Raw genomic sequence first — 20775 nt, 5'->3', positions numbered from 1 at the left:
AAAAGGAATGAGACAGGTGGCCAGTAATCAAAACTATCAGTTCACATTAACAATTAAACATACGGACTATATTGTCAGGGATCACCGGGTGCATGGCACCCGGATTATACCCGGTGTCACATTTTTAGATATGATATACCGTATGGCGCTGAGCAAAGGTTTGCCTATTGAAGAACTCGAATGTCAGAATATTTTGTATTTGGAACCTGTAGCAACATCGGATACCTTTGACAGAGAAATCCGCATCCGTTTTCAGGGATTGGAACAGGGATGGGAAATTCAGGCGAAGAGCAGAAAGGTAAAAGATGACCGCATCCTGGATGAAAGCTGGGATGAGAATATGACCTGCAGGCTCATGCAGAAATTCCCGGAAAGCATGAGTTCAATTCATATCGATGAAATCAAACATGCCTCCGTCCGTGAAGCCGATATGGAGATATGTTATGACTATTTAAAAAAGGTTGATATAGAGCATTTTGAATTTATGAAGAGTCTGGGGAAGGTTTATGCGTCTGATCATTCTGTACTTGCAGAGTTGTCGCTCAGCCAAATTGCCAATCAATATACCGGCTATTTTCAATTGCATCCCACTTTTCTTGATGCGTCTACCATCATATCGATCCTTTATCAGGCATGTCCCGAATATTTTACACAAGGATCTCCGGCAAGCCGGATGAAAACGTATATTCCCATTCATATTGAATCTTTCCGTATGACGAAGCGCCTGGAAGACAGGTGTTATGTGTACATAGAGAAGCAAGACCAAAATCATGATTCAGGGGATGTCATCCAAGTAAGTTACGGTTTGTACGATGCATACGGGGAGATGATCGCTTATTTTACGCGGCTGTCTGTGAAACATATTCGCTCAAAAGATTTAATTGAAAACCTGAAGCAGACTCGTTTGGAAACTGAAGCGGCTTCTCAGCCAAAAGACAGCCTGATCAGAAAAGATTCAATCATAAATCGAAGCGAAAGCATCGAGACACACCTTAAAGAATTAATATCCGGGGTTTCAAATATAGATCTGCGTGACATAAGGACAGACATTGGTTTTTATGAACAAGGCCTGGATTCAGCTTCTTTGCTTGCCATTGTCAAAGAACTTGAAAACAAAACAGGGGAACAGCTGTATCCTACACTCCTGTTTGAGCAGAAAACGATCCGGGAACTCGCCGCGTATATTAAAGAAAATCAAAAAATGTCCAGTTATTTCTTAACGCAAAATCAACCGGCTGAAAAGCCTGACATGAAAGAAAGTAAGAACGAAAATCTTTCCGCTCTTATAACAGAAGGAGACATTCAGCAGCTGATCGCAGACATCAAAGGGACTGCCCCTGAAACACTCTCTGTTGTAAAAGGTTTTTATGAACAAGGCCTCGATTCCGTAACACTTATGCAAGCCGTAAAAGCATTGGAGGAGAAAACAGGCAGGGAACTGTACCCTACTTTATTGTTTGAGTATCCGACGATTCAAAAACTTGCAAATTATTTTGCAGAGAGCGGCGAAAAGACTTTCGTTGACAAAGACCTCCCTCTTCATCATGGAGAGAATCATACGGCTCTGACATATTTAACGCCGTATTGGAGACAAAAGCCTGCCGCTTGGGACCCGCATTGCAGCAATAAAAAGAAAAGAACATGCCTGCTGTTTCAATATGACAGAGAGCTTTTTCATTTTATGCGGGAAAATGCTGAAAATGGGTTCGAAAATACACAGATCATTCTCGTTTTATCAGGGAATCGTTTCTCCTATCACGGAGACGGTGTTTATGAGATAGATCACAGGGAGGAAGCTCACTTTGACAGGCTTGCAGCTGATCTGAAAAAAAGGGGGCAAATGCCCGACACCGTGGTGTACGGGTGGCCGGAAGGATCATTTGCCGGCCCGGAAAAAATAAGTGAACAGCTTTCTAAAGGGGCTTACCCGCTATTCTTTTTCAGCCGGGCATTGATGCGCAGCAAGACGGAAAAAAAGGTTGTATCGCTTTTCCTTTATCCGGCGGATCATAAAAATGATCAGCCGCTTTACGCTTCAGTCCATGGCGCAGGGCAGTCTATTGTGCTTGAGAACCCGAAACTGGCCCTTAAGACAATCGGGATATCAGTATCAGACAAGTCATCGTTGCCGGAACTTACAGCTGAAATCATCAGAGTCGAATCTACGGAAGCGCATCCGGGAGAAACCGATCTTTATTATGAAGGAAATGTGCGCTGGGTCCGTGCCTTACGGGAAGCAGAACCGGCTCCAAACTCAGATTTCTCCTTTAAAGAAAACGGAGTATACATGATTACAGGAGGGGCCGGCGGCTTAGGCCTTATATTTGCAGAACATATTGCAGCCCAAACGAAAGCCAATATTATTTTAGCGGGCCGTTCTGAACTTACGGAAGACAAAAAGAACAAAATCAGCCGAATGAAAGCAGGCGGTTCTTCGGTTCAATATATAAGAGGTGATTTTTCAGATAGCCGCGATGCAGAGCGAATCATAAAAACCATTAAAAGGAAATTCGGAGAAATCAACGGTGTGATACACAGTGCCGGTGTGACGCACGACGCTTTATTGATTCAAAAATCAAAAGATGAAATTCAGGAAGTAATCGCTCCGAAAATAAATGGGACGGTCTTATTGGACAGCTTGCTGCAAACCGAACCTTTGGACTTCTTTGTGATGTTTTCATCAAGCACCTCGATGTACGGGAATATCGGACAGACGGATTACGCATTGGCCAACCGGTTCATCGATCTTTTCGCTGAGTGGCGTGAAGGAATGAGGCGGAAAAAAGAACGCTCCGGCGTCTCAGTAGCCATCAGCTGGCCGCTATGGGAAGACGGCGGCATGAAAGTGGATAAACAAACTGAAAAATGGATGAAACAAAAAATCGGTATGGTTCCCCTTAGTAAAACCAATGGGATCAAAGCTTTTCAAGATTCACTCTCTCTGAACGCATCACAGCTGATCGTGTTTGAAGGTGACAAAGAAAAATTGGAATCTGCACTTCAAGATACCTTCATGGAGGATGAAAGCCGTGAGATCCAAATAAATGAAACAGCTGATACAAGGCATGAGGACATTGCCATTATCGGATTAAGCGGAAAGTATCCGATGGCTGAAGACTTACCTGAATTTTGGGAGAATTTAAAGAGCGGAAAAGATTGTATTACAGAAATCCCGCCTGACCGCTGGAATATGGATGATTTCTTCAGCGAAGACAGAGATATGAAAGGGAAGTCTTACAGCAAGTGGGGAGGTTTTATCAGCGGAGCCGATCAATTTGATCCGCTTTTCTTTCATATTTCCCCAAGGGAAGCAGAACTTATGGATCCCCAGGAAAGGCTCTTTTTAGAAACGGCCAAACATTGTTTTGAAGACTCAGGGTACCCGAGAAACATGCTGGAAAAGATGAAAGTCGGTGTATTTGTCGGTGCAATGTGGGGCCAATATCAACTATTTGAAGGAGAAGAAAATGGAGTGGCTTTCTCGCCGGCTTCCGTCTATTCTTCAATTGCCAATCGGGTGTCTTATTATTTTCATTTAAAAGGTCCGAGTTTGGCTCTGGATACAATGTGCTCTTCATCACTGACCTCTATTCATTACGCATGCCAAAGCATACATTGCGGAGAGAGCGATATGGCATTAGCCGGCGGAGTGAATTTGTCAATACATCCGAATAAATATAAGTTCCTCAGTATGGGACAGTTTCTATCAAGTGACGGCAGATGCCGGAGTTTTGGAAAAGATGGAAGCGGTTATGTTCCCGGTGAGGGAGTCGGGGCCGTATTGTTAAAACCATTGAAAAAAGCAATAGAAGATCAAGATCAAATATACGGTGTGATTAAGGGAAGCGCCGTTAACCATGGAGGAAAGACGAGCGGATATTCCATACCGAATCCGGATGCACAGGCGGAGGTCATTTCAGAAGCGCTTCGTAAAGCTGACATTGATCCGAATACCGTCAATTATATTGAAGCGCATGGAACGGGTACGTCATTAGGCGATCCGATTGAAATTCAAGGACTGAAAGATTCCTATCAATTGAACCATCCTTGCGCCATCGGTTCGGTGAAATCAAATATCGGACATTTAGAATCTGCGGCAGGAATCGCTGCGGTAACGAAAGTGCTTCTCCAAATGAAGAATAAGCAGCTTGTTCCTTCTCTGCATTCCGATATTGTTAATCCGTTTATAGATTTTGATCAGGTTCCTTTTCAAGTGCAGCGGAAAGCGGCTGAATGGAATATTCCGCAAAACAGCAATGCTGTTCATCCTTTGAGAGCCGGGGTAAGCGCTTTTGGGGCAGGAGGAACAAACGCGCATCTTATATTGGAAGCGTATGAGCCGCCAAAAGCTTTTGATCATCAAAGCGGCCGAGTGATCTTTGTTTTATCGGCTCAAGACAAACAACGGCTGATAAAATATGCAAAGGTTATGGCTGATTTTCTATCAGAAAATGAATCGAAGGATAACAATCATAAACTGCGTCTTCAGGATATTGCCTATACACTTCAGACGGGACGCGATCATATGGAAGAACGGCTGGCGATAGTGGCAGATTCCGAGCGGGTCATTGCTAAAGAGCTTTCAGCTTATACCAGGGGTGAAAAAAGCAGCTTAAGCTATACCGGTAATACATTCGAATCAGAAGTTCACAATGAAATGCCTCACGTTTGTTCAGATTACGCCGAAGCAGCATCCAAATGGGTAAATGGAAGAAAGATAGATTGGGAGACTTTTGAGGTGAATCGGAATGCTCGCAGGATTTCTATTCCGGGACAACCGCTGATCAAACAGCGGTATTGGATAGCGGAAAAAGGGGAAGCACTTGTTTCAGCGGATGTGAGTAAGCCGACTCACCCTTTCTTGGGGAGTAACACGTCCGATTTTAATCAGTTCAGTTTCACGAAAAAAATCAGCCGTAATCATCCGTTCGCACTAAGTCTGTCTGAAGGAAACGTGTCCTTTTTCCCTTATGCATCTTTGGCTGAAATGGCTATCGTCAATGCAGCGGCAGCATTTGGACAACCGGTTCAAACATTGACTGATTTATTGTGGACCGAAAGCATGAACGGAATGACTGATATACGGGAACTGATGATTACGCTGACGCCTGAGCGCGACTTTGCGCGGTTTGACATATATGCAAACACAAAAAATGAAAATAAAGTACGTCTTGCCAGGGGAAATGCGCATATTGTTAAGCCTGAAAGCGGTATGTTTCCTGAAGCGCTTGATATTGCTGAAGTCAAATCAAAAATGACTGAACATCCTGCTGAAGCGCCTTTTGTCATTGAATCAGCGAAAAACAGTGACGGAATGCTGTCGCTTCATTCATTGCCGGATGAGCTTTATGCAAAAAGAGAGAATTTTACGATCTCTCCTGAAGCGCTTGAGTCCGCGATTCAAGCCAGTGCGTTTTTTGTCAGCGGAGAAACCTTCCCGGAATTGATCGGAATGGGAGCGGCGGATGTCTATCACCCTCTCGCTCAAAATTTTTATGTCTATACTCAAAAAGAGAACCGGCAGAACAGCCGTGATGTAACGTGTCATATGACGTTTACAGATAAAAACGGAAGCATTCTGGCAGAGTGCAGAGATGTGAGATTCAGATATGGTCATGAAAAAGACACTGTTCAGACGGACGACGAACTCATTCGTCTCCTGCGTCAATTGGAAACCAATGATATTGATCAGAAGGCTGTATTGAAACAATTAATGGGGGAAGAATGATGAACGGAAAACGTGAACTACTCAGCGATATTCTTGATCTGATTCAAACAGGACAAATGTCGGCTGACGAAGGCTATGCCCGTGTGACATCCATTCAGAATCAAAAATCACGGGCATCGAACCATCCGCTTTTATATTACAAGCCGGAATGGACTGAATCGTTCATTCCCAGTAAGAAGAGCGTACCCTTGACGGGATTGCTCCTGATTTTTGCAGAAAATGAACGGCAAATACAAGAATTGAGCGGTTTGTTTAAGGACTGTACTCTCTTGTTTGTTATCCGCGGAAAAGAATTTGCTGTTTTACATGATGATACGATTTGTATGAACCACGTGAAAAAAGACGATTATCTAAAGCTGTTCCGATACATTCATGATCATTTTCAGCTGCCCGAAAAGATTCTTCACTTGTGGTCTGATTCTCAGGCTGACATGAGTAAGAAAGGTATACAGAAACAATTGGAAAACGGATTGTTTTCTCTTCTGTATATTACACAGGCGCTGATTGAACTAAAATGGAAAAAGATAATAAAGCTGACGCATATTTTTCAAACAGAGAATAAAGAACAACTGCCGCTGCATCATGCTCTCGGCGGATTGGTGAAAACCGTTCACCAGGAACACCCCAATTTTCACTATCAGATTATCAATATCACGCAATCAGAGGGTGCGGGAGCCGCTCTTCCAGCAATAGCGGATATATATCAGAGAGAGTGTGACGAAAAACGGGATATCCATTTTGAAGTGCGCTATGAAAACGGCAGACGTTTTACGAAAAGCTATAATAAAGCCGGCTCATTCGATTTAACCCAGCCGCTGAAACATCATGGGAATTATCTGATTACAGGAGGCCTGGGCGGTCTCGGTTATATTCTGGCAAAACATCTGTCGGAAAAATGGAAAGCGAATCTCATATTGACAGGGCGCTCTGATTTAACTGAAGAGCAGGAGAAAAAGATCGAATATTTAAGAAGTTCAGGTTCAACAGTTGAATATATCCGATCTGATGTTTCAAAACAAAGTGATGCTGAACGGATGTTTGCTTTTGCAAAAGAGCAGTTCGGCACCTTACATGGAGTATTTCACAGTGCCGGCGTACTCCGTGACTCTTTTATCTTAAGAAAGACAAAAGAAGAAATTGATCAAGTCACAGGTTCGAAAGTTTATGGCACGCTGTGGCTGGCGGAAGAAATCAAAAAAATGAAAGTTGAATTACTTGTCTTGTTTTCATCCACATCGGCAGTCTTCGGCTCAGCCGGCCAATGTGACTATGCTTTCGCCAATGCCTGTTTGGATCAGTATGCAGCAGTTATGACCGCAAAAGAGTCTGCCGAAAGGATAGTGTCAGTCAATTGGCCGCTATGGACTTCCGGCGGGATGAATATTGACGATGAAGGAATATCCTACATGAAACAGGAACTCGGTCTTGACCCGTTAGATGACAGTGACGGAATACAGGCTCTGGAGAACAGCTTGTGTCAATCATCTGAACAGCTGATTGCCCTGAAAGGCCGAAAAGAAAAGATTGAGGATGTGCTGAAGCGTGCCGGCACAATCAGCTTACATTCAGACCAGCAGGAAGATGCCGATTTGCAAAACGATGAATTAAGACAAAATATCATCAGTTATCTGAAAAATATAATGTCAGAGGAATTGAAATTACCGGTCTCACTCATAGATGAAAAACAATACCTGGAGAAATACGGCATTGATTCAGTAATGATCATGCGTCTGACCAAAAAGCTGGAGCAAAGTATCGGCAGATTGTCGAAAACATTATTTTTTGAATATCATTCAATATCTCAGTTAGCTGAATATTTCCTGAGTCATCACAGCGAACGAATGATGAAACTGCTGAAACCGGCCGGCACATCTGAACTTGTCTCATATCAAAAAAAGCAAAAAAGAAAACCAGTGAAAACAAAAGCGCCGGTACGCTCTGAAGGAGAAGGTTCAAAAGAGCACATTGCGGCCGATCCCCTTTCTGCTGATATAGCCATTATCGGTGTCAGCGGCAGATACCCGGGTGCGGAAAACATCAGGGAGTTCCAGAATGTGCTGATGAATGGACGGGATTGCGTAAGCGAAATTCCTGATGACCGGAAAGAAATGCTGGAGGGAAGCTGCTATAAGTGGGGAGGTTTTCTGAAAAATCCAGACCGGTTTGATCCTTTATTTTTCCGGATATCACCGAAAGAAGCGGCTTTTCTTGATCCTCAGGAACGTCTCTTTTTAGAGACAGTGTACAATACCATAGAGGATGCGGGTTATAAACCTTCAGATCTGACCCGCAAAAAGGTCGGAGTATTTGCAGGCGTCACATATGGAAGCTATCAATTTTTCGGCGTTGAAGAATCACTTAAAGGAAATGAACTGGCCGTCGGGTCTCCATTTTCTGCAATAGCAAACAGAATATCATATTTCTTTAACTTTAAGGGGCCGAGTATGGCGGTTGATACAATGTGTTCATCCTCTCTTAACGCCATTCACTTAGCCTGTGAAAGTATACGAAGAGGAGAAAGCACACTTGCTGTTGCCGGCGGGGTCAATCTTACGCTTCATCCGAATAAATATACATTATTAAATCAAAGCCGCTTCTTTGCAAGTGATGGCCGATGCCGGACATTCGGCGAGGGCGGTGACGGTTATGTACCGGGAGAAGGAGTGGGATCCGTACTTTTAAAGCCGGCGGCGGAAGCGGTAAGGGACGGAGACCATATTTATGCGCTGATTAAAGCGACAGCGGTCAATCACGGAGGGAGAACAAACGGTTTTACGGTTCCTAATCCAAATGGTCAATCTGAACTGATACAGGACGCGCTTCAGAAAGCTTGTATTGACCCTCGTACAATTAGTTATATTGAAGCTCACGGAACGGGAACTTCTCTTGGAGACCCGATTGAGATCACCGGGTTAACAAAAGCGTTTCGGGAATTTACGGAGCACACTCAATATTGTTCCATCGGTTCTGTCAAATCAAATATCGGCCATCTTGAGGCCGCAGCGGGAATTGCCGGTTTGACAAAGGTTCTTTTGCAAATGAAACTGAAAAAACTGTTTCCTTCCATACATGCGGAGACGTTGAATCCAAATATTGATTTTAAAGCCTCTCCCTTTTATGTACAGCGGTCATTGCAAGATTGGAAGAAACCGAAACTGCAGGAAAACGGAAAAACAGTAACTGTTCCGAGAAGAGCGGGGATCAGCTCATTCGGAGCGGGAGGAACGAATGTTCATATCATTATAGAAGAATATGAAGAAACAAACGTCTCAACAGAACATGTTGAGAACGAACCGCATATTGTCCTGTTATCTGCCAAAGACAATGAACGTCTTCTTGAGTATGCCGAAAACATGAGAGATTTTATCCAGCGTTCACTAAGTCCTGAAGTAAAGGATAAGCAGCCTGATATGAAAGAAAAGGTGTATGAAGTACTCAAACCGTTTGTTTCGGAATTGCTTCATATCCATCCGGAAGAAATTAATATTGCTGATCACCTGAGTGAATTTGGCGTAGGACCTTTGGAATTAAGCCGGATGGCGGATTTTATTAACGAAATGTTTCATATTGAACTCACGATGTATGAATTAACTGATTGCCCCTCCATTCAAGCGGTTACTGAATACTTATTGAAGGAATATGCCGGAGCGATAAGAAACCTGTTCCCGAATGAAGTGATGGAAGGCAGCCAATCGGAAAGCGTCGTTTTACGGGATCTGGCATACACTACACAATCGGGCAGAGAAGCGATGGAGGCCAGAGCGGCGATTACCGGTACCTCTCTTAAAGAAATGAAAGATAAATTATTTGAGTTTTGCCGCGGTGACAAGCAAGTTCCAGGCGTATATGTTCATCAGCAATCAGCAGATGCATTTGCTGAAAAAATGAAGGCGTTAACGGAAGGCAGAGCAGGTGAATTGTTTGTAAAGACCATTATTGAGAACGGTGAAGCGGAAAAGCTGGCTCAATTATGGGTTTGGGGGGCGGATATCGACTGGAAATCCGTTCATCAACATTTACAGCAGCCGGGTAAACGGATCTCAATTCCGACTTATCCGTTTGCAAAAGAACGTTATTGGGTTCCGTCCAGGACTGAGAAGACAGAGATCCCTCAGCATTCTTTTCAACATCACTTGCAAAAAAAATGGAGGGAGAATCCGTTTGTAAATCCATCCGAAACAAAAGAGTACGGACTGACAGTAGCATTTGTAAATCAAGACACAGAATCAATTGCCCGCTCCATTTGTTCGGATATAGATCAGGAGAATCTGATTGTCATCAAACATCACTCTTCATTTATAAAACACTCTGATCAAATGTTTGAGTGTTCTTTATTAGATGAAAACCACGCATACCACGTTATCCGTGAGATCTTCTCGGGCGGTGAGCGGCAGGTCCAAAATATATTTGATTTCTCAGATATCGGAAACCAGAGTGACAATCAGAACGGCATCCCATATGGTAAATTCTTATTTATACAAGAAATAATTAAGCGGAGTAAAAAGGAAACACCATTATCCATTTTACAAATCACCAATGGCTTGCAGGTATTTAAAGCGGAAAAACCAAAGCTGACGGGGGCAGAATCAGCGGCTTTTCTGAAAGCCCTTTCTGCGGAATACGGCTTTGTTCATGTGAAAACAATAGATATAGACAGCATGAAAGAAACGCATGAGCTGAAACAAATCTTTAAGAATGAAAGGCAATGTACCGGAGAGAATGAAGTATGCTACCGCAGCGGCGTCAGATATGTTCCGTATTTTGAAGAAGAAAGAATCCATACCGGCGGGCCTGTTTCATTTCCTGCGGATAAAGCCGTCGTGATTACCGGCGGGACAGGGGGCATTGGCAGAGCAATAGCTGAAGATTTGGTGAAACGGGGAGTGAAAAAACTCGTGCTGACGGGTACGCGTCCATTACCTTTGCGAAGTGAATGGGATCATTTGCTGAAAGAGGGCAGACAGGACGAAAAGACAGTCAGCAATATAAAACTGTTTCAAAGTTTTGAAGAGAAAGGTGTCAACTATATGTATTACAGCGGTTCTCTCACAAATGAAGAGAAGCTGCGTTCATTCTTTCACCAAGTAAGCCTTGAATTTAAAGATATAAGCGGTGTCATACACTGTGCCGGACTGCACAGCGGCGGAAATCCGGCATTTATTCATAAAAGAATGAGTGAATTTAAGACGGTGTACGGGCCGAAAGTCACTGGACTTCAGAATTTGGAGCGGATTTTTAATAATAGGCCGCTGGATTTCTTTATTCTATTTTCATCAATTGCAGCACAGTCACCCAAACTGTCGAAAGGAATGACTGATTACGCGTCTGCAAACGCATATATGGACTATTTCGCGGTTTATCATTTTCAAAAGGGGAGAACGTATTTCACGTCCATCAATTGGCCGAGCTGGAAAGAAGTCGGAATGGGTACTGTGACGAGTCCTTTATATGATGAATTGGGACTGGACTCTCTATCCACACGGGAAGGACTGGCGATTTTGTATCATGCACTGGAGAGAAAATCGGCCAATATCATTCCTATCGTGAAAAAAGGAACAGTGTTTCATGCAGACAGTCTCCTGAACATCAATAAAACCGGCGGAGCTTCGGTTCCAGTCCGAAGACAGGAGACTCCCGACACTTTTGATCATTCAGAAGGGCTTGTCAGTGAACTTTCTGCCGTATTTGCCGAGGAATTGAGCATTCCCCTTGAAAAGCTTAACCCAAATACGGATTTTCAGGAATACGGTGTGGATTCTATACTACTTGTCAGCATTATACATCGAATAGAAGCAATGATTCAGAAAAAAATTGACCCTACTGTGCTTCTTGAACACAACACGATTCATGGTCTTGCGGAATATATCGGTAAGACGGCGCCGCCGTTGAAAAAACAAGTCGAACAGACTGATTCTCAAAGCAGCAATCAGCAAGATATGCAGTCTGTGACGAGCCGAAATACAGAACCGCAGACGGCTTCCTCTGCAAAGATAGCTGTTATCGGAATCGGATGTAAGTTCCCTGGAGCGGCTGATAAAGAGGAATTTTGGGACAATCTGAGAAAAGGGAAGAATCATATTAAAGAAGTATCTGATTCCCGGTGGAATATAGAAGAAAATTACTCTCCGGTGCAGCAAAAGGGAAAAAGCATCAGCAAATGGGGAGGATTTATCAATGGAATCGGCAGCTTCGATCCGGAGTATTTCCGCATGGAAGAGGAGAAAGCCATCCAAACGGACCCGCTGATAAGACATTTCTTAGAAACGAGTGTACAGACTGTACGGGATGCCGGTTATGAAGAAACAGAATTATCGGGAAAAAAAGTCGGCGTATTTGTCGGTTCCAGAATGGGCGGCTACGGTCACAAACTGCCGAAAGAAAGCAGCAGCCACATTGTCGGGCTTAGTCAAAACTTCATTGCTTCACATGTGTCGCATTTCTTTAATTTTCACGGTCCAAGCATGGTTTCTGATACCGCTTGTTCTTCTTCATTAGTCAGCATTCATTTAGCCTGCCAAAGCATAAAAAACGGTGATTCAGAGATGGCGCTGGCAGGAGGAGCGGATCTGCTTTTGGATGAAATTCCTTACCTGATGTTAACAGAAGGAGGAGCTCTTTCGCCGGACGGTCAGTGTTTTACTTTTGATGAAAGGGCAAACGGTTTTGTACCCGGAGAGGGTTTTGGCGCTGTTCTGTTAAAACCGCTGGAGAAAGCGAAAGCTGACGGAGATCGGATATACGGTATCATTGAAGCATCAGCTATTAATAACGACGGTGCGACAATGGGAATTACGACTCCGAATCCTAAGCTTCAAGAGCAGGTTATTCAAGATGCATTTGAAAAAGCCGATATCACTCCCGGATCAGTCAGCTACGTCGAAACTCACGGCACAGGCACGATGATTGGAGATCCGATTGAGCTTCAGGCTCTGACAAAAGTATTCCGAAGAGACACAAACAAAACGCAATTTTGCGGAGTAGGAAGTGTGAAAACCAATATCGGACACTTATTAAGCGCTGCCGGAGCGGCAAGTTTCATTAAAGTGATTTTATCAATATGGCATAAGGAAATTCCGCCTACATTGAATTGTGAAACGCCAAATCCCCGCTTTGAATTTGAAAAGTCGCCTTTTTATCCGAATACAGAGCTGAGAAGCTGGAAGGATGGAAAACGGAGGGCGGGCATCAGCGCTTTCGGTTTTGGCGGAACAAACGCCCACCTTTTGGTAAGCGGCCTGGATGATTCATATCATTCCGTCAGAACTCCGCTGCCGCCTGCCGAGTTTGTCAGAAAAGAGTACTGGCCGGATTCAAATCGGAAAAAACAAATCAAACAGAATAAAAAACGGCTTCTTGAAATTATTGATGAAACAGAGTAGCACCTGCTCTGTTTCTTTACTTTGTAAAAGAAGAAAGGTTGTCGAGTTGCATGAGGTTCAGCGTATTAGTCAAACATGACGATTATATTGTTTCAGACCATGTCCTTCATCAAGTGCGTACGATACCCGGCGTAACGTATCTGGATTTAATAACACGATTTTTAGCTGAGAAAGGGATATCACCCCGAAGTTTTGAAATCAAACATGTTTTATTCCGTGAACCTGTTGCGACGTCAGTCCATTTTGATAAAAAAGTCACCTTTCAGTTTACGGAACAAGAAAACGGCTGGCTTGTTGAAACAACAAGCAGGAAATGGGTCGCTGAAAAGGCGGAAGGTGAAGCGTCAGTCAACTTGCAGGCGGAAATCATAAGAAAAAATGCGATAAACGAAAAGACAATTTCAATTGAAGAATTAAAGAAAGGGGCCGTCCGGATTTCGGATGCTGAATCCGCCTATCGTAATTTGCGCAGGGGCGGCCTGATTCATAAAGATTTTATGAAATTGGAAGGTACGGTATATGAAGGTGAAAATTATATTCTGGGAGAGGTCAGTTTAAGCGGACTTTCAAAAGAATATACAGATGACTTTTACATGCATCCCGCATTTTTGGATGGGTCTCTCAGCTTGTTGGGAATCCTTACATCAGACTTGCCGGATGAAGGAACAAATGCGTTTATCCCTATATATATTGAGACATTCCGGGCACTGCATAAAACAACTGGGTCTTGTTTTGTGTATATTAATAAAACCAGTATAACGCAGCCGCCTTCTAAAGACATTTTATATGCGGACATAGAAGTATACAGGCCTGATGGAGTGCTTGCTTTTTATTATGAGCGATTCGGTGTGAAAAGAGTCAGAAATGAAAAATCAATACAAAGGCTGGAGCATTCCCAAAAAGCTAAAGAAGTCGGCAGCGTAGCGAACAATAAAGAAATGATCAGAAATAATTTGATCCAAGAGATAGCCGGCATGATTGAAAAACCTGCTGAAACAGTGAAGAATGATATTTCCTTTTACGAGATGGGCTTGGATTCTAAACAATTATTAGACTTATCCAAAAAATTAGAACTGATGTTAGGTTCAAAGCTGTACCCGACTTTATTATTTGATTACTCCACAATCGGTGAATTGACGGAATTTCTGCAGGGGAAATACGGAGCCGACATTACAGACTCTATCTCCGATACAGTTCAGCACCAAGACAGTCATAAAACATTAACAGATGAGCTGTCATCCATTATTGGAGAGGTTACAAACACACCGCCAAATAATGCGGACAAACACCAATCTTTTTACGAACTGGGTCTTGACTCAAAACAGCTGCTGCATATATCGAAAATGCTCGAGGAAAGATTGGATACACAATTGTATCCGACATTGCTTTTTGATTATAACAATATTCATGATTTAGCGGCTTATTTAGAAGAAAAATATGATGTGCGTAATACGCCGGCCGCAGCTTTTAAAGAAAAAACGCAAACGAAAGAGCCGTCTGAAAAGCCGGTGCTTGATTCCTTGTATTTACAAAAAGAATGGATAGAATCGCCATTAAAGTCCGGAGAAGTACCTAAGGAAAATACATTGATTTTCGATTTCGACAGTTCATTGAGTGATGAAATCCGAAAGTACATCGGCAGTGAAAATGTTATTTATGCGGAAGCCGCTGCTGAATATGAAATGGTAAATGAAAAGCATTATAAAATTAATCCGGAGCAGTCTGCTCATTACACCAGACTTTTAGAAGATATGAAAAAGTCCGGAGCATTTCCGGCGTCAATCATTCATTACCTGTCAAAAAAAGCTTATACTGAGGCAGCGTTAGATTTGACTCACAGCTTTTATTCAATCCTTTATTTAAGCAAAGCATTGATCCGTCAAAAAACAAAAGAAAACATCAACATTTTGTACGTACATGACAAGGGTCAATATACAAATCCGGTTTACGCCGCGATTGGAGGCTTTTTTAAAACGCTGAATGCGGAGCAGCCGAATATAAAGTGTAAAACGGTTGAGATTTCTTCAAGACAAACCATTGAAAAAGCACCTTTGCTTCTCAATGAATTAAGTGCCGGACATCATCAGGCTGTGAAATATGACAGCGATCAAAAAAGGCGGGTGACAGCATATAAAGACGCTTCGCCGCAAACAGGACAAAAGGCCGCCAAGTTTGCAAAAAACGGGGTGTATCTCATCATCGGAGGATTAAGCGGCATCGGCTGGATTATTTCAGCGTTTCTTTATGCAAATCACGGAGCCAGCGTTATCATTGCCGGGCGATCGAAAATGACAGCAGACATGGAAGAAAAATTAGACAGCATCCGATATGACGGGGCAAGCATTTCTTATATCCAGGCTGACATGTCAGATAAGCAGCAGGTCATCAAGTTAGCGGAAAAAATTCATGCTGATTATTCCGAAGTCAACGGGGTCATTTACAGTGCAGGCGTGTTAAAAGACTCTCTCATTATGAATAAAACAGACGCGGAAGCTCAAGCGGTGCTGCAATCAAAGGTCAATGGTGTGATTCATTTGGATGAAGCGCTCAGAGATATGCCTTTAGACTTTTTTGTTTTGTTTTCTTCCATCTCCTCAGAAATCGGAAGTCTGGGTCAAGCCGATTACGCCTACGCCAATCGTTTTCTGGAGCATTTTGCCGAGTGGAGGGAATGTATGAGAAAGGCGGGGGGAAGATCAGGAAAAACCATCGCTGTAAATTGGCCTTTCTGGAAAGACGGAGGCATGTCAGTTGATCCCGGCATTCAAGACATTATGAAAACGGAGTACGGACTTCACCCATTAGAAAATACTGCCGGAATCAAAGCTTTTGAACACTCGCTTCTCGGCCAAGGCCACCAGCTGATCGTGTTATACGGAGAAAAAGAAAAAATACAAAACGATTTCAAGCCGTTATCCGCCCGTTCAGCACCGCCTCTGGTAAGAGATTCAGCGATTGCAGCCGATTTTGATGCTTCGTCAGTCGTTACGGGAGAAGCTGAAAGTCCTTTCCGGATACTCGGCACAGCTTCCAATCGTCATCTCGACGATTATTTGCATTATTGGAGCAGACTGAAGAAAGGAGCCCTTCAGCACGATCAAAGCGATGCCGCAAAAAAACTTATCGCTTTTTACCAGACAGAAGAAACGGAAACCGTTCATTTTCTGGCAAACACAGAAAATGCCCGGCATATGGAAATATTGATGAGCGGTAAGGGTGAAACAATTTTACTGATTTGCGGTTTTGCTACCACTGCTTACATGTGGAAAGAACAAATGAAGGAGTGGGCAGATCAATTTAATGTAATTGTCATACACACACCGGGTTACGGGCTGAGTGAGGGGAGCGCCGATTTTACACTGAGCGGGCTGGCTCAGACTTTTATCGAAGTGCTGAACGAGATAGGGGTTGCTTGGCCGATCCACATTGCGGCAGCTTCTTGGGGAGGCATGATAGGGCAGAGGATAGCCTATGAATACCCTGAAAAAGTAAAAACACTCATTCTTTCCGGAAGTTACACCGCATACGAAGAAGACCCTGAAAGCAGTGTCGAGGAAAAACTGAAAAATGATTTTATAGCTATAGGAAAGTCGCATGAATATGAAAGTTTATACAGTAATCAATTCTTAAATGCTTCTATTGAACGTTTTATGAAGATACATCAACAAGAAGGCTATTCTACAATCGGCTTTTTAAAAGACATTCATACAAGAACGCTTATCCTTACGGGTGAGAAGGAAAGCGTAGTTGATCAGAAAGAAACAAAAAGGCTGCAGAACCTGCTGAGTAATGCAGAATTAAAGAAAATTAAGGGAGCGGGGCATCTTCCGAACATTACACATCCGGAAGAATTTAATAAAGCGGTGTCAGAATTCATCAAGAAATCAGTAAGTAAGGGATGAAAACGATACATACAGTACAGGGGGAGAAAACAATGAAACAAACATTAAGCAATCCGGCATTTGATATGAAACAAATTAACGCTCTTAACGGCCATTATCAGACGATGATAGACAATGGAGATCTGCAATGTGCGAGTTATATGATGTCAAGAGGAGGTGAGGTTTTTGCAGCTGAGTCGTTAGGGGAATTTACCGGCGGACAAAAAGAAAAGCAAACATTTCAGCTTGATACCATCAGAGAAATCGGTTCTTTGACAAAAGTGTTTACCGCTGTAGCAGTCATGCAGCTCGTCGAAAAAGGTTTGCTCGATCTGAAAATGCCGGTCAAGCTCATTTTGCCAGCGTTTGATAAACCGGGTTTCGGAGAAATTAAAATTTTGCACCTTTTGACTCATACGGCGGGATTAAGTTTTGAGCTGGATATTCAAAAGGCTGAAGGCATTGACTTAACGAATGAGGAAGAATGGATAAACTATCTGGTCAGTACGCCTTTGGAGTACGGAGTGGATGAAGCATGGAACTATTCCAGAACCGGCTTTGTTATACTTGGCATCATTATTTCAAAAGTAACAGGCGTATCCTACGAACAGTATGTAACAAAGCATATTATTGAAGCGCTCGGATTAGAAAGAACGTATTTTTATGTGCCTGATGCTTTAAAAGAAGAAGTTTGTGTGATCAATGAGCACGAGTGCGTACAGCTGGAAAAAAGTCATCACCCGTATTTTCCGAATAAAGCGACAAGCGGTCTGTACTCTTCATTGCGAGATATTTGGAAGTTAGCTGAAATGTTTAGAAATAAAGGCAGATTGAAAGATAAGAAGCTGCTTGGAAGAAAAACAGTCGAAGCGATGCTGAGAAATCAAATAAAGCCCGGTCTTCCTTTTTACTTCTTCGGAGCGCCCAGAGAGGAAGGCGGCTTTGGTTTAGGCATTAATTTGTGGCCGGCCGGTGACCATTATTTCATGACAGAAGGCACCTTCTCACATCTTGGAATGGGTTGGTGCGGCATGTTTTCTGATCCAGCCGAAGATTTTACGTATGTATTTTTCACTCCGATTTCCGAGTTTCACCCTCATGCCGTGCTGACGCCGCTGAATATCGTGTGGGCGGGTATTGAATAATTAGACAAAAGCATCGTCCCGTCTGTTCGGCAGGCGGGACGATTGCTAACTGCCCGTTTTTATCCCGCGGCATCTTTTCAAAGCCCGCCCCGAAGTTAAATAACTTAATTTACTCTTTGTAATTTTTTTTAATTATAGTACAGTAGAGCATTTTTATAATACAGTTTAAAGTCTTTTATAGTACAGTTTGGCGCAATATGATCTTATGTTTTATAAGCGGTTTCAAAATGAGGTTATAAATAATTGACGGCTTTGTTTAATTACTGTAAACTATGGTTGTTGATCATATTGTACTAATAAAAAATCTTTTTTTATTAGTACAGTTTAAACGTCATTATCTTTGCTTAAGCGCTATGTGAATTTCTGAATGATTAATTTTAGAATTGCAGAGCATGATAAGACTGTTTTTAATACGGATGGCTAAACGGTATCCTAACCCTGTTAAATCAAAAGAAGAGGTGGTTTAAAAAATGGCTGCAAAGACAAAAACTTCAATTGTTGATAGCAAAAAACAATTTGATGCTATTAATAAGCAGTTTGAAACGTTCCAAATTTTAAATGCTGAAGGAGAAGTCGTAAATAAAGACGCAATGCCTGATCTTTCAGATGATCAGTTAAAGGAATTAATGAGAAGAATGGTGTATATCCGCATTTTAGACCAGCGTTCAATTTCTCTTTCCCGTCAAGGACGTTTAGGTTTCTATGCACCGACAGCGGGCCAGGAAGCTTCTCAAATTGCATCACACTTCGCGCTTGAACAGGACGACTTTATCCTTCCGGGTTATCGTGACGTTCCTCAGCTGATTTGGCACGGTCTTCCTTTACACCAGGCATTCCTGTTCTCAAGAGGCCATTTTAAAGGTAATCAGATGCCTGAGGGAGTAAATGCTTTATCACCTCAAATTATTATTGGTGCTCAAATTATCCAAACCGCAGGTGTAGCTTTAGGTCTTAAAAAGCGCGGTAAAAAAGCGGTAGCTATTACTTACACTGGTGACGGCGGAGCTTCTCAAGGTGACTTCTATGAAGGAATGAACTTTGCCGGAGCATTTAAAGCGCCAGCGATCTTCGTTGTTCAGAATAACCGCTATGCGATTTCAACTCCTGTAGAAAAGCAATCATCCGCACAGACAATTGCCCAAAAAGCAGTTGCCGTCGGTATTACAGGTGTTCAAGTAGACGGAATGGATGCACTAGCCGTTTATGCTGCAACCGCAGAAGCACGCCAGCGCGCAATTAACGGTGAAGGTCCGACTCTGATTGAAACTCTTACATTCCGTTACGGACCTCATACAATGTCCGGTGACGATCCGACTAAATATCGTACGAAAGAAATAGAAAATGAATGGGAGCAAAAAGACCCGCTCGTACGTTTCCGCAAGTTCTTGGAAAACAAAGGACTATGGTCTGAAGAAGAAGAGAACAAAGTGATTGAACAGGCCAAAGAAGAAATCAAACAAGCTATCAAAAAGGCTGACGGCGAATCAAAACCGAAAGTAACAGAGCTGATTGAGAATATGTTTGAAGAGCCGACGTTCAACTTGAAAGAACAACTTGAAATTTACAAAGCGAAGGAGTCGAAGTAAGCCATGGCGCAAATGACAATGATTCAAGCGATCACTGATGCGTTACGCACAGAACTGAAAAACAATGAAAACGTTCTGCTTTTCGGGGAAGATGTAGGCGTTGCCGGAGGCGTATTCCGTGCAACTGAAGGCCTTCAAAAAGAATTCGGTGAGGACCGCGTATTTGACACGCCGCTTGCTGAATCCGGTATCGGCGGTCTGGCTCTCGGTTTAGGCCTGCAAGATTACCGTCCTGTTATGGAAATCCAATTCTTCGGATTCGTATATGAAGTAATGGATTCAATCTCAGGACAAATGGCTCGTCTCCGCTACCGTTCCGGCGGACGCTGGACTTCTCCGGTGACAATCCGTTCTCCATTCGGCGGAGGGGTTCATACACCTGAACTTCACGCTGACAGTTTGGAAGGCCTTATCGCTCAGCAGCCGGGTATTAAAGTTGTTATCCCTTCCACTCCTTACGATGCAAAAGGACTGCTGATTGCCTCTATCAGAGACAATGATCCGGTTGTTTTCTTAGAGCATATGAAACTTTACCGTTCTTTCCGTCAGGAAGTTCCTGAGGAGGAATACACAATTGAGCTTGGCAAAGCTGATGTGAAACGCGAAGGTACTGACCTTTCTATCATCACATACGGCGCGATGGTTCATGAGTCGCTTAAGGCTGCTGAAGAGCTTGAAAAAGAAGGCGTTTCTGCTGAAGTTATCGACCTTCGCACTGTAAGTCCGCTTGATATTGATACGATTATTGCTTCTGTTGAAAAAACAGGCCGCGCAATTGTCGTGCAAGAAGCTCAAAAACAAGCCGGCATCGCTGCCAACGTTGTAGCTGAAATCAATGACCGCGCGATTCTGAGCCTGGAAGCTCCGGTTCTGCGTGTTGCGGCGCCTGATACAGTATTTCCTTTCTCGCTTGCTGAGAGCGTATGGCTTCCAAACCATAAAGACGTTCTTGAAACTGCGAAAAAAGTTCTTGAATTTTAATCAGGCATCATAAAAGACGGTAAAGAGAGTCCTTTTCTCTTATATGAAGGAGTCTGTTTACTAGGTTCAATGCTT

6 protein-coding genes are annotated in these 20775 nt (G+C 43.0%); all 6 read left to right on the top strand.

What is annotated here, in order from left to right; all coding sequences use genetic code 11:
• Positions 1-16 precede the first annotated feature (16 nt).
• The 6 genes from BGM27_RS02165 (at position 17) to pdhB (ending at position 20700) form a co-directional block, all read left to right on the top strand.
• Positions 17-5728 carry a type I polyketide synthase gene (locus BGM27_RS02165; RefSeq protein WP_007409659.1) on the top strand — a complete coding sequence of 1904 codons (5712 nt, stop codon included), beginning with the start codon at positions 17-19 and terminating at the stop codon, positions 5726-5728.
• Positions 5728-13107 carry a type I polyketide synthase gene (locus BGM27_RS02160; protein ID WP_007409660.1) on the top strand — a complete coding sequence of 2460 codons (7380 nt, stop codon included), beginning with the start codon at positions 5728-5730 and terminating at the stop codon, positions 13105-13107. Before BGM27_RS02165 ends, BGM27_RS02160 begins: the two co-directional genes overlap by 1 nt.
• A gap of 50 nt (positions 13108-13157) precedes the next feature.
• Positions 13158-17009, top strand: coding sequence for an alpha/beta fold hydrolase (locus tag BGM27_RS02155; RefSeq protein WP_007409661.1), 3852 nt, complete (start codon positions 13158-13160; stop codon positions 17007-17009).
• A 32-nt stretch (positions 17010-17041) separates the two neighbouring features.
• Entirely contained in the window at positions 17042-18133 is a 1092-nt protein-coding gene (locus tag BGM27_RS02150; protein WP_007409662.1) for a serine hydrolase domain-containing protein, read from the top strand.
• Positions 18134-18603: 470 nt separating this feature from the next.
• Positions 18604-19719, top strand: a complete 1116-nt coding sequence (pdhA, locus tag BGM27_RS02145) for a pyruvate dehydrogenase (acetyl-transferring) E1 component subunit alpha (protein ID WP_003154530.1) — start codon at positions 18604-18606, stop codon at positions 19717-19719.
• Positions 19720-19722: 3 nt separating this feature from the next.
• Positions 19723-20700, top strand: a complete 978-nt coding sequence (gene pdhB / locus BGM27_RS02140) for a pyruvate dehydrogenase complex E1 component subunit beta (protein WP_003154528.1) — start codon at positions 19723-19725, stop codon at positions 20698-20700.
• Positions 20701-20775 lie beyond the last annotated feature (75 nt).

Origin of the sequence: Bacillus sp. FJAT-27001, from assembly GCF_019039175.1 — a bacterium.
Classification (GTDB): Bacteria; Bacillota; Bacilli; order Bacillales; family Bacillaceae; genus Bacillus; species Bacillus velezensis.
This window is presented reverse-complemented; position numbering and strand designations above follow the sequence as displayed.